General features: G+C 59.9%; 9 protein-coding genes. 5 read left to right on the plus strand and 4 right to left on the minus strand.

Annotated features, from left to right (window positions below):
- Positions 1–898 precede the first annotated feature (898 nt).
- Positions 899–3049, plus strand: a complete 2151-nt coding sequence (locus tag ACQY47_RS02185) for a TonB-dependent siderophore receptor (RefSeq protein WP_428555190.1) — start codon at positions 899–901, stop codon at positions 3047–3049.
- On the opposite strand, the gene ACQY47_RS02190 is transcribed toward ACQY47_RS02185, so the two are convergent.
- The gene (locus ACQY47_RS02190) at positions 3039–4169 is read right to left on the minus strand and encodes an MFS transporter (RefSeq protein ID WP_428555193.1); all 1131 of its coding nucleotides are present in this window, start codon (positions 4167–4169) and stop codon (positions 3039–3041) included. The two genes, ACQY47_RS02185 and ACQY47_RS02190, sit on opposite strands and share 11 nt — an antisense overlap.
- Before the next feature lie 98 nt (positions 4170–4267).
- Between ACQY47_RS02190 and ACQY47_RS02195 the strand changes: the two genes are divergently transcribed.
- A complete protein-coding gene (locus ACQY47_RS02195; RefSeq protein WP_236448001.1) occupies positions 4268–5038 on the plus strand; it encodes an AraC family transcriptional regulator in 771 nt (256 codons plus the stop codon).
- A gap of 19 nt (positions 5039–5057) precedes the next feature.
- On the opposite strand, the gene ACQY47_RS02200 is transcribed toward ACQY47_RS02195, so the two are convergent.
- Complete coding sequence (locus ACQY47_RS02200) at positions 5058–5528, minus strand: Lrp/AsnC family transcriptional regulator (RefSeq protein WP_017136655.1); 471 nt, start codon at positions 5526–5528, stop codon at positions 5058–5060.
- Positions 5529–5651: 123 nt separating this feature from the next.
- Here ACQY47_RS02200 and ACQY47_RS02205 point away from each other — a divergent pair, with 123 nt between their 5' ends.
- The 3 genes from ACQY47_RS02205 (at position 5652) to ACQY47_RS02215 (ending at position 8393) form a co-directional block, all read left to right on the plus strand.
- Positions 5652–6896, plus strand: a complete 1245-nt coding sequence (locus tag ACQY47_RS02205; protein ID WP_428555198.1) for a methionine gamma-lyase — start codon at positions 5652–5654, stop codon at positions 6894–6896.
- A 233-nt stretch (positions 6897–7129) separates the two neighbouring features.
- On the plus strand, positions 7130–7807 hold the full coding sequence (locus ACQY47_RS02210) for a helix-turn-helix transcriptional regulator (RefSeq protein ID WP_428555201.1): 678 nt from the start codon (positions 7130–7132) through the stop codon (positions 7805–7807).
- Between the two features lie 277 nt (positions 7808–8084).
- Positions 8085–8393 (plus strand): hypothetical protein, encoded by a 309-nt coding sequence (locus ACQY47_RS02215; RefSeq protein WP_428555204.1) that lies wholly within the window; start codon positions 8085–8087, stop codon positions 8391–8393.
- Between the two features lie 356 nt (positions 8394–8749).
- Here the strand turns inward: ACQY47_RS02215 and ACQY47_RS02220 are convergent, their stop codons facing one another.
- Positions 8750–10708 (minus strand): MacB family efflux pump subunit, encoded by a 1959-nt coding sequence (locus ACQY47_RS02220; protein ID WP_428555207.1) that lies wholly within the window; start codon positions 10706–10708, stop codon positions 8750–8752.
- A gap of 3 nt (positions 10709–10711) precedes the next feature.
- A complete protein-coding gene (gene macA / locus ACQY47_RS02225) occupies positions 10712–11863 on the minus strand; it encodes a macrolide transporter subunit MacA (protein ID WP_177032911.1) in 1152 nt (383 codons plus the stop codon).
- Between the last annotated feature and the right edge of the window lie 459 nt (positions 11864–12322).

A 12322-nucleotide genomic window follows, 5' to 3' on the forward strand; every position in this document is an offset into this window, starting at 1 on the left:
GACGGCTTTGGAGGCGACTTTTGATCGCCTGCCGCGCGTTACATAGGCAAGACGGGAGTGGGTGGGGGCTACCGAACTTTTGTCATGAAAGCTTCATTTGGGATTGGTTCGGGGGCAATTTTTGCTGAGAGATTGTAGGGGTGTATATCCGTTATTCAGGTAACGGCGGCTATTGGTTGCGCTCTTACAGCGGGTCACTTTTGCAAGGACCGGAATGCCGGCCAAGTCAAAAGTAACCAAAAGGTCCTCACCCCAACACTCGGTGCCTCGCTATGGCTCGGCATGCCCGCAATCCGCCAGTGATTTGGGGGGCGATTTCAGATCAAGATCAAAAGCGCAGATCAAAAGACCGCTGACTTCGTCAGCGAAAAGGATGTAAGAGCAACAGCAACAGCAACAGCAGAGCCACACTCGATCAAAGGTGGGAGCTGGCTTGCCTGCGATGGCATCAACTCTGTGAATCTGATGTACCGAGGTGTCTGCATCGCAGGCAAGCCAGCTCCCACAGAAAAGCAGTTCTTCAGTGTATTCAGAGAGTCGTTTGCTTTGGACTTGATCTGGCTTTTGCTTCAACCACTCAGGTCGGCTTTCAGGCCGCCGTGCTCTGCTTTTGATCTGAGGCGCCCCGTTAACCACGGATTCAAGCCTTCGTTCTGGCACACCGAGCATTAGCGAGGTGCCGAGTGGTGGGGCACAGACCTTTTGGTTACTTTTGGCTGGGCCGGCATTCCGGGCGTTTGCCAAAAGTGACCCGCTGTAAGAGCGGAACCCTACTCAGCCGTTACCGCAGCAACGGATATGTACACAACACAACACAACCATTCTCAATAACTTGTAAATCCCAGCACATCCCCCTAGCTTATGCGCCCCCCGCCCTGCGCTTTAAGGCCCTACCCCCATGGTTGTGCGTTTTCGTCCCGTCGTTACCTCACGTTTCGCCCTTGGCCTGCTACTCAGCAGCAGCCTGGGCAACAGCATGGCCGCTGAAATCGAACTACCGGCGGTAAACGTCCAGGGCCAGGAAGACTCCGGCTATCGCACTAACAGCGCCTCGGTCGGCGGCTTCAACGAAGCGCCGTTGCTGGACACTCCGGCATCAATCACCGTGATCAACGCCGAACTGATCAAAGACCAGCAGGCGCGGCTGCTCAGCGAAGTGCTTCGCAACGACGCCTCGGTAGGCGACAGCTACGCCCCCATCGGCTACTACGAAAACTTCGTGATCCGCGGCTTCTCACTGAACGCCGCGAGCAGCTACAAAATCAACGGCCGCACCATCACTGGCGAGCAAAACGTCGCCCTGGAAAACAAGCAGCAGGTCGAAGTGCTCAAGGGCCTGGCGGGTTTGCAAAGCGGTATTTCCGAACCCAGCGGCGTGATCAACTACGTGACAAAACGCCCGGAAGATGTGCGCTCGGTTACCGTGTCCACCGATGACCGAGGCAGCGGTTACATAGCCACCGACGTGGGTGGCTGGTTTGGCAGCGAGCAGCAATTCGGCCTGCGCGCCAACGTCGCCCACGAAGACCTCAATTCGTATGTCGAGCACGCCGATGGCCAGCGCGATTTTGTGTCCCTGGCCTTCGACTGGAACATCAGCCCCGACGCGGTGCTGCAACTGGACGCGGAATACCAGAACAAGCAACAGCGCTCCGTGCCGGGTTATCAACTGCTGGGCGGCACTGAAGTGCCCCATGACGCGTCACCGAAGAAGTTGCTGGGGCACCAGAGTGGTTCCCATCAGGTCGGCATCGATTCGCTGAACCTCAATGGCAAGTTTGAATACCGCTTCAGTGATCAGTGGAAAGGCAGCCTCAGTGCCGCCCACAGCAAAGTGGTGATTGATGATTACAGCTCGTTTGCCTGGGGCTGTTACTACGTCGGTAGCTGCAACGCCAACACCTTCAGCCCGGAAGGCGACTACGACGTGTACGACTACCGCAGCCCCGACGACACCCGCCGTGATGATGAAGTACAGGCGGCAATGACGGGCCTGTTCGATACAGGCAGCCTGGGCCATGAACTGACTTTCGGCACCAGCGCGTTTCGACGGGTGATCGACAAGCGCAAGTCCGTCAACGAATACATCGGCAGCGGTAATATCAACCAAGACGCACCGACCTTCGAACCTACCGACAAGCCGCTGTACCCCAGCCACCGCAACCTCGACAGCCGCCAATACGGCCTGTTCGTCACCGACCGCATCCGCTTCAACGAGCAATGGCAAACCATCATTGGCGGGCGCGAAGTACGCCTGGATGAAAAAGCCTACGATGACCAAGGGAACCAGGCGCGCCACACCCAGCAATACGTGTTCCTGCCTCAAGCTTCATTGATCTACAAACCCGTGGAAAATATCTCGCTGTACACCAGCTACAGCAAGGGCCTGTCCTTGGGCGGCACAGCGCCGTGGTTTGCGCAGAACGAAAGCGAAACCCTGGCCCCAACCGTGTCCCGGCAAATCGAAGCCGGCGTGAAATACGACTGGCGCCGCATCAGTTTCACCGCCGCCGTATTCCAGACCCGTCAAGCCTACCAATACGCCAAGCCCGATGGCGCCGGTCAATTCACCTACGTCCAACAAGGCGAACAAAAAAACACCGGCCTGGAACTCTCCGCCAACGGCTGGGCCACCGACCGTCTGCAGATCGCCACCAGCGTCGCAGCGATTCGCGCCCGGGTGAACAACAGCGGCACGCCGGACTACGAAGGCCACCAGGCAATCAACGTCCCCACACTGCGCGCCAGCCTGTATGCCGATTACGCCCTGCCGTGGATGAATGGGCTGGCCGTGCTGGGCGGCGTGCAATACAGCGCCAAGAAGTACGCCAACCGCACCGGCAATGTGCAAGTGGGCGACTACGCCGTGGTGAATGTCGGCAGCCGCTACACCACCAAAATCGACGGCTATGAGACCGTGTTTCGCCTCAGCGTCGACAACCTGTTCGACAAACGCTACTGGCGCGATGCCGGTGAATACCTGGGCGACGACTACCTGTTCCAGGGCGCGCCATTGACCGCGCGCCTGAGTGCTTCGGTCAACTTCTGAGCCCGCGCGGCGCTGCCAGCCACAGCGCCGCCAAACCACAGACCAACAGGCTCCAACCCAGGTCCTGGGCCCTGGCGACCAGGGTCAACCCGGCGCCGATCACCAGGTAATACAACAAACCAAACAGCGCGGCGGCAGTGCCCAGGCGATCTTCGTAGGCCACCAGCGCGGCCCCCAGCACATTGGGGATGGCCATGCCGAATGCCAGTACCACCAGCAACATCGGCCAGACAAATAACCCGCTGTGTTGCAGCAGCACGACCAGCAAGCCACCCAGCACTGCGACACCGGCGGCGATCAGCACTAATCGCTCGCCGCTTACCCCACGCTTGAGCAGTCGCTTGTTCAGCCACGCACCACACCCGGAGCCCAGCGCCAGCAAGACGCCGCTGTAGCCGAAGTCGGCGGCAGACAAACCCAGCCGCGAAAAGATGAATGGCCCCACGCTGTAATAGCTGAACAGCGCAATATTGAACGCCGCCACCAGCCCCACCGAACGCCAGATCCCGGCATCCCTGAGCAGCAACCGCAACGTCTGGCCCAGCGCGGCCGTCGGCATCGAGGCTGGACGCGTCTCGGGCAACGCCCACACGCACCACGCCCATAAGCTCAGCGAGAGCAGCAACAAACCACTGAGCACACCGCGATAACCGAAGAACTGCACCAGGCTGGCGCCCGTGAACAGGCCCACGGCCGGGCTGGCGGCCAGGGCAATGCCCATCAGCGAGAATATCTGGGCCAATTGCACGCCCTTGAAACGGTCACGCAGCACGGTCTGCGTCACCACCGAACCGACCGCCGCGCCAAACGCCGCCAACGCCTGAGCCAGCAGCAAACCGTTGAAGCTGGTCATGCCCAAGGCCAGCACCGAGGCAGCCACGTACAGAGCCAACCCGGCCAGCATCACCGGCCGCCGCCCCCAACGATCACACAGCCGGCCCCACACCACCACGCCAAAAGCGAACGCCAGGAAATACACCGACAACGTCTGCCCGGCCCGCTCCGGCCCCACCGCAAACGCCCGGCCGATATCTTCCAGCGCTGGGCTGTAGAGCGTTTGGGCCAGTTGCGGGAACATCAGCAACGCGACCGTCAGTGGCAAAAAAAATTTAACCTTCATCCCCAACTCCTTTGCTTGAAACAGCGCAAGAAGTGTAAGGACTGTCGACTGGAGTATTATCCAGACTTTGACAATTTACCCATCAAATCGGACAACCTATGGCCTGGCTCGCCACCGACGCTACTTTCGATCCCGACCACCTGGCAGCGCCGGTCATCGGCATTGCCGCCCTGCTCGGTGATCACGACTCCGGCCTGCACCGCCACCAGCGCGGGCAACTGCTGTTCACGCGCCAAGGCTGCACCCGTATCACCCTGGACAACCAACTGTGCCTGCTGCCGCCTTCGCGCGCCGCGTGGATCCCGTGCGGCGTGCCGCATCGCGCGGTGATGCACAAAACCGTGGACTATCGCTCGGTGTATCTGAGCCCGGCACTGGCCGATCAATTGCCTGCACAGGTGGGGGTGATCGAGGTCAGCCCATTGCTGCGCGCAGTGCTGGAACCCATAGCGATGGCGCCCTTCGACACCGATTGGCAAACGGGCCGCTACGCGCATTTGCTGGCGCTGTGCCTGGATGAAATCCAGGCGGCCACCGCACAACCGATGCTCCTGCCCTTGCCCCAGGACAAACGCCTGGCGCCCTTGCTCGCCGATCTGGAAAGGTTACCGCCGACCCTGCAAGCCCTGGAAAAACAGATAGGTGCCAGCACCAAGACCATCGGCCGGATTTTCCTGCGGGAAACCGGCCTTGGCTATCAGCAATGGCGCCAGCAGTGGCGCCTGATGCGGGCCATCGAACTGCTCGCCATCGGGCGCAACCTGGGCTACTGCGCGTTCGAGTTGGGCTTTGCCAGCGACAGCGCGTTGATCGCCTTCTTCAAAAGCATGACCGGCAGCACGCCACGCGGGTATTTGAAGGTCGACTGAGGGCGTGCATGAGGCCGCTTCAGCCCGGTAGCGGAATCACCCGTAAAGGCCGCACCGACTTATAGGAAAAACTTGAGTAGATTTCTTTAACACACGGCAGCGTCTGCAACACCTCACGCGCAAACTCGCCAAACGACTCCAGGTCTTTGGCCACCACCTCGAGCAAAAAGTCATAGCGCCCCGACACGTTGTGGCAGGCGACAACTTCGGGGATCTCCAGCAGCCGTTGCTCGAATGCCCGGGCGATTTCCTGGGTGTGGCTTTCCATCATGATGCTGACAAACGCCGTCACGCCATACCCCAGCGCCTTGGGCGACAGAATCGCCTGATAGCCGCTGATCACCCCGCTCTCCTCCAGGTTGCGCACCCGTCGCCAGCACGGCGAGGTGGTCAGGGCGACGCGGTCGGCAAGTTCGGCCACGGTCAAGCGGGCATTACCTTGCAAGGCGTTTAAAAGGGCTTTGTCGGTGCGGTCCAGACTCACGGGCATAACGTGCCTCTATTTGTTGTTTTTGTCGATTATTCGCCCCGAAATCCGGGATTTTCCTGGGTTTTTTGCAATGTTCAACTCTGGTTATGAGCATAGCATTGTAGGAAATAAGGAGCGTCCGACATGAACAACAAACACAATACATTCGGCTTTTCTACCCGCGCCATCCACCACGGTTACGACCCCAAGGACCATCACGGCGCCCTCGTACCGCCGATCTATTTATCTGCCACCTTCGCGTTCCCCACCGCCGAATATGGCGCTGCCTGTTTTGCCGGGGAAGCCAGCGGCCACTTCTACACACGCATTTCCAACCCGACCCTGGCACTGTTGGAATCACGCATGGCAACCCTGGAAAACGGCGAAACTGCCGTGGCCTTCAGCTCCGGCATGGGTGCGATTGCCGCAACGTTCTGGACCCTGCTGCGCCCGGGCGATGAAGTGATCGTCAGCCAGACCCTGTATGGCTGCACCTTTGCCCTGCTGCACCATGGCCTTGCTGAGTTCGGCATCCGGGTGCGACACGTCGACCTCACCGACCTGGCCGCCCTGCGCGCGGCATTGTCCCCTGCCACCCGCATGGTCTATTGCGAAACCCCGGCCAACCCCAACCTGCGCCTGGTGGACATCGCCGCCGTGGCCGAGCTGGCGCACCAACAGCCAAATGTCACCGTGGTGGTCGACAACACCTACTGCACGCCCTACCTGCAACGGCCGCTGGAACTGGGGGCCGATGTGGTGGTGCACTCGGCCACCAAGTACCTCAGCGGCCATGGCGATATCACCGCCGGTATCGCCGTGAGCAACCAGGCCCTGGCGCAACGTATTCGCCTGCAAGGCCTCAAGGACCTGACCGGCGCGGTGATGTCGCCGCAGGACGCATCCTTGCTGATGCGCGGCCTCAAGACCCTGGCCCTGCGCATGGACCGCCATTGCAGCAACGCCCAGGCGGTGGCCGGAGCCTTGCAGGCCCACCCTGCCGTGCAGTGGGTCACTTACCCGGGCCTGCGCTCTTTCCCTCAATACGCCCTGGCGGCGCGGCAGATGAAGCAGTCCGGCGGCATGATCGCGTTTGAACTCAAGGGCGGCATCGACACCGGCCGGCGCTTCATGAATGCCCTCAACCTGTTCACCCGCGCCGTCAGCCTGGGTGACGCCGAGTCGCTCGCCCAGCACCCGGCGAGCATGACCCACTCCACCTACACCCCCGAAGAACGCGCGCAGCACGGCATCAGCGAAGGCCTGGTGCGTTTGTCGGTCGGGCTTGAAGACATTGCCGACCTGTTGGCCGATATCCACCAGGCCCTGGCCAAATGCACGCGTGCGGCACCGCGCCGCGCCGTGGTGGAAGAACACGCCGTGAAATAGGGCCTACGGTTGAGGTAATCCTTTCCTACAGACGGTGGTCGGACTGGTCCGACCGCCGTTATGCGTTTTTAATCTGTTTTTTTTGCCGATTGGATCCCCATGCATTTCCCTGGCTGTACTAGCATAGGTGCTCGGCGGGTGCATTATCACTGTAGGTTATTCACATTGGTTACCTTGTTAAACCCCGTCGCTATAAGGATGAATACCTGCACTCAACATTCATGGACGAACTGATGAACTCACACCTGTTCCCTCATATAGGCAAGGTCATCGCCAGCACCGGCAGCCGCCATTTCCCGCGCATGCTGCATGACTTGATCCTGACCCAACTGGCAGTGGACGCCACCCATATCACCCAACTGCAGGTCAGTGCCGAAGGGCACACCCGACGCCGGATCAGCCCGGTCTACACCGACTCGGTGACGGCGCTGGGCGAAGAGCAACCCGCTGCCCAATTGCACCTCACACGCCGCAAGGACGATGTGCGTTATGTGTTGTCGGTGTATCGCTCGCATCAGTCGGAAAGTTTTTCGCCACAGGAACGCAGCATGCTGGAGGATTTTTCGACGCTGCTTCTGCCCATGGTCGAGAAACACATCACTGCGATCCAGCCGTGTCGCCAGGGCGGATCGCCTGTGATCGCGGAAAATCAAGTGCTTGAAACCTTGCGTCGGCGCATTGAAGAACGTCTGGTGCAATCGGGGTTGACCTTGTCCAATCGAGAACTGGATGTGTGTGTGGGTTTGCTGGCCGGGCGGACTGCACCGGAGTTGGCGGAGCAGTTGGCGTTGAAGGTCAACACTATTGAAAGTTACCTCAAGCGGGCGGCGATCAAGCTTGGGATCAGCGGGCGGCATTCGTTGTTGCGGTGGATGTATGCGGGTGATCAGGGGGTAGCCGCGGCTCTCTAGATCAGGCTGTGGGTTGTCTTTTGGTGGTGTACATATCCGTTGCTGCGGTAACGGCTGCCTATGGTTCCGCTCTTACAGCGGCTCACTTTTTGAAGGACCAAAAAGTAAGCAAAAAGTCCTCGCCCCAACACTCGGTGCCTCGCTGTGGCTCGGCATGCCCGCAATCCGCCAGTGATTTGGGGGGCCGCCGCGATGGGCCATCCTTGGCCCAGCGCGGCTAAACCGGCATCCCTGCCGGTTTACCCCCCAAATCACTGTCAGATTCCGGCCATCGTGTTTGACGGGGCGATTTCAGATCAAGATCAAAAGCGCAGATCAAAAGACCGATGACTTCGTCATCGAAAAGGATGTAAGGGCCGGAGCAACAGCAACAGCAACAGCAACAGCAACAGCAACAGCAACAGCAACAGCAACAGCAACAGCAACAGCAACAGCAGAGCCATACTCGGTCAAAGGTGGGAGCTGGCTTGCCTGCGATGGCATCAACTCGGTGCACCTGATACACCAAGGTGTCTGCATCGCAGGCAAGCCAGCTCCCACAGAAAAGCAGATCCCAGGTGTATGCAAATCCGCTTTTCGCTTTTGATCTAACCACTCAGGTCGGCTTTCAGGCCGCCGTGCTGTAGATCTTGATCTTGATCTGCTTTTGATCTGAGGCGCCCCGTTAACCACGATGGCCGAACGCAGGCTTGAATCCGTGGGTAACCCGGCAGGACGCCGGGTTAGCCGCGCTGGGCCAAGGATGGCCCATCGCGGCGGCCCACGGATTCAAGCCGGAGTGAGGGCACACCGAGCCTAAGCGAGGTGCCGAGTGGTGGGGCACAGACCTTTTGGTTACTTTTGGGGCGTTTGCCAAAAGTGACCCGCTGTAAGAGCGGAACCATAAGCCGCCGTTACCCAAATAACGGATATACACCCCGACAAACCGCCACCAAAAGCCAATCAATCCCGCGCCAGCGCCTCAATCGGGTCCAACCGCGCCGCATTCCGTGCCGGCACAAAACCAAACACAATCCCGATCAACGTCGAACACGCAAACGCCGTCACAATCGACCCCACGGAAAACACCATCTCCCACTCCTTCACAAACAACGAAAACAGATACCCAATGGCGTAAGACAACGAAATCCCAATAACCCCGCCGATCAAACACACCATCACCGCCTCCACCAGAAACTGCTGGCGAATATCCGACTGCCGCGCCCCCACCGCCATGCGAATCCCAATCTCACGGGTGCGCTCAGTCACCGACACCAGCATGATATTCATCACCCCAATCCCACCCACCAACAACGAAATCACCGCAATCAGCGACAACAGCAGCGCCAGGGAGCGGCTGGTTTTCTGCACCGTCTGCATGATGCTATCAAGGTTATTGGTGAAAAAATCCTTGGTCCCATGCCGCTGCAGCATCAGCTTGTTAACGTTGTCTTCCACCACCTTGCTCGGCTGCCCATCCTTGATACGCACGGTAATGCTGTCCAGATGCCGCTGCCCCAACAGCCGCCCCGCCGCCGTTTCATAAGGTACCCACACGTTCAACGCCTTACTGGCAGCGAACATGTTTTTATTGTCAGCCGTCACCCCGATCACCGTACACGGCAGGTTCCCAACCAGGATCACCTGCCCCAGCGGGTCCACGTTCGGCCCGAACAGGCGATGCCGAGTGTTGTGGTCAATCACCACCACCTGCGCCTGACGCCGCGCATCACTTTCACTGAAGGCAATCCCGGCTTCGAGCTTGAGCCCTTTCACCTTGAAATACCGATCACTGACGCCATTCACCTGCGCATCCAGGTCGATATTGCCAAAGCGCAGCAACAGGTTGCGCCCTACCACCGGCGTGGCGCTGTCGACGTAATACAGTTGATTCAACGCCTCCACATCCGACGGCATCAACGTCTCGATGGCCGACGCACGACTGTCGCCGAAACTGGTGCCGGAAAAGATATCGATGGTGTTGCTGCCAATCGCCTGGATGTCCTTGAGCACATAACGCTTGGCCCCCTCGCCGATCGCTGAAATCGACACCACCGAGGTAATGCCGATGACAATACCCAGCATGGTCAGCAAGGTACGCATGCGATGGGAAATCAGCGCGACCCAGGCCATATTGAAGGCCTCCTTGAACAACCCCAGGCTCGCCACCAGGCGCCGAGCGCCGCTGCGCTTGGGCTCAATCGGCGCTTCGCTGGGCAACTCCAGCCCCACACTGTCATTGGCCTTGTCGCTGACTATCTCGCCATCACACACCTCGACAATGCGCTGGGCGTTCGCCGCCACCTTGGGGTCGTGGGTGACGATAATCACCGTGTGCCCGGCCGCGTGCAGCTCGGCGAGGATGCGCATCACCTCCTTGCCGCTGTGGGTGTCGAGGGCGCCGGTGGGCTCGTCGGCGAGGATCACCTCACCGCCATTCATCAAGGCCCGGGCGATACTTACGCGCTGTTGCTGGCCACCGGAGAGCTGGCTCGGGCGGTGGGTGGTGTGCCCCGCCAGGCCAAGGCGCGTAAGCAGGTCGCGCGCGCGGCTGTGCCGTTGGCTCTCGGGCGTACCGGCGTAGATCGCCGGCATTTCCACGTTATGCAAGGCGCTCAAGTGCGCGAGCAAATGGTAGCGCTGGAAGATAAACCCGAAGTAATCCCGGCGCAGTTCCGCCAACTGTTCATCGCCCAGCGAGCGGGTCTCGATGCCGTTGATCTTGTAGCTGCCGTCGGTGGCGTAGTCCAGGCCGCCTAGGATATTCATCAAGGTGGATTTGCCCGAACCCGAGGCACCGATGATCGCGACCATTTCGCCGGCATGAATCGTCAGGTCGATGCCCTTGAGTGCGATGAACTCGCGCTCGCCAGCCATGAAACTGCGGGTAATGCCCTTGAGCTCCAACAGGGGTTGGGTCATGGTTCAATTCCCCGCCACAGCTGGGGTGGCGTCGCCGATCACCACTTTGTCGCCCTCGGCCAGGCCCTCCAGGATCTGCACCTTGACGTTGTTATTGATGCCGGTCTTCACATCCCGCGACAGCGCCTTGCCCTTGGCGTCCAGCACCCGTAACGGGTAAGTGCCGTCGTTATTGCGCGCACCAAGCGCCGCCACCGGCACCATCAAGGCCGCCTGGGCAGTGTCGAGCACAATACGCACCTGGGCGGTCATGGCGATGCGCAGTCGGTGGTCCGGGTTAGGCACGTCGAACAGCGCGTTGTAAAACACCGCGGTGTTCTGCTTGGGCGTACCGGCGGTCTGGGTTTCGAGAAAGTTCTGCGGCGCCGGCTCCGTGCCACGCAGCTTGGCGTAGTAGCGCTTGTCGGCTTCACCCAGGATAGTGAAATACACCTGCTGGCCGGGGCTGATATGGATCACATCGGCCTCCGACACCTGGGCCTTGACGGTCATGGTGTCCAGGTCGGCCAGCTTGAGCAGCACCGGCGCCAACTGGTTGGCGATCACGGTCTGGCCTTCCTGCGTGACGATGCCGACTACATCGCCGTCAATGGGCGCGACGATGCGCGTGTACGCCAGATTGACCTTGGCGGTATCGATCTGGATATGCGCGCTTTTGATCTGCGCATCCAGCGACAACAGGTTGGCTTGTTGCACCTGGAAAGTGGACTCGGCGTCTTCAAAATCCTGGCGCGATACCGACTCATCCACCTGCAAGCCCTTATAGCGCTCATACACCGACTTGGCCTGCTTGAGCTGCGCCGCCGTGGCGCGGCGCTGGGCCTGCAGGTTTTCCTCATCCACCTGGGCCTTGCGCAGGGTGTTCTGCAGGATCAGCGGGTCGATTTCGGCCAGCCACTGGCCCTTCTTGACCTTGTCGCCGACCTTGACCTTGAGCGACTTCAACTGCCCCGACACCTGCGCGCCAACATCGACCTGCTTGATGCCCTCAAGCAAACCGGTGGCCAACACCGCATTCTCAATATCACCGCGCTCAGCCGTGGCAGTGAGGTACTGCGGCGCATCGGCGGGTGCCTGCACCGTGTACACCACCAGGCCAATGGCAACAGCCAATACCGCGAGCATTCCAATTTTGCGAAACTTTGACTTTTCCATAAATGACCATAAAAAGATGAAGAGGGCCTAAAACGGCACGGTCCAGTGTGGGAGCTGGCTTGCCTGACACACCGAGGTGTCTGCATCGCAGGCAAGCCAGCTCCCACAGAAAAGCAGATCCCAGGTGTATGCAAATCCGCTTTTCGCTTTTGATCTAACCACTCAGGTCGGCTTTCAGGCCGCCGTGCTGTAGATCTTGATCTTGATCTGCTTTTGATCTGAGGCGCCCCGTTAACCACGATGGCCGAACGCAGGCTTGAATCCGTGGGTAACCCGGCAGGACGCCGGGTTAGCCGCGCTGGGCCAAGGATGGCCCATCGCGGCGGCCCACGGATTCAAGCCGGAGTGCGGGCATGCCGAGCCTAAGCGAGGCACCGAGTGGTGGGGCACAGACCTTTTGGTTACTTTTGGGGCGTTTGCCAAAAGTGACCCGCTGTAAGAGCGGAACCCTAAGTAGCC

This window comes from Pseudomonas edaphica (assembly GCF_965277385.1).
Classification (GTDB): Bacteria; Pseudomonadota; Gammaproteobacteria; order Pseudomonadales; family Pseudomonadaceae; genus Aquipseudomonas; species Aquipseudomonas edaphica.

Bases quoted from the DNA above. Each gene is read 5' to 3' on its own strand.
- ACQY47_RS02185 (WP_428555190.1), top strand. From the start codon at position 899: ATGGTTGTGCGTTTTCGTCCCGTCGTTACCTCACGTTTCGCCCTTGGC.
- ACQY47_RS02190 (WP_428555193.1), bottom strand. From the start codon at position 4,169: ATGAAGGTTAAATTTTTTTTGCCACTGACGGTCGCGTTGCTGATGTTC.
- ACQY47_RS02195 (WP_236448001.1), top strand. From the start codon at position 4,268: ATGGCCTGGCTCGCCACCGACGCTACTTTCGATCCCGACCACCTGGCA.
- ACQY47_RS02200 (WP_017136655.1), bottom strand. From the start codon at position 5,528: ATGCCCGTGAGTCTGGACCGCACCGACAAAGCCCTTTTAAACGCCTTG.
- ACQY47_RS02205 (WP_428555198.1), top strand. From the start codon at position 5,652: ATGAACAACAAACACAATACATTCGGCTTTTCTACCCGCGCCATCCAC.
- ACQY47_RS02210 (WP_428555201.1), top strand. From the start codon at position 7,130: ATGAACTCACACCTGTTCCCTCATATAGGCAAGGTCATCGCCAGCACC.
- ACQY47_RS02220 (WP_428555207.1), bottom strand. From the start codon at position 10,708: ATGACCCAACCCCTGTTGGAGCTCAAGGGCATTACCCGCAGTTTCATG.
- macA (WP_177032911.1), bottom strand. From the start codon at position 11,863: ATGGAAAAGTCAAAGTTTCGCAAAATTGGAATGCTCGCGGTATTGGCT.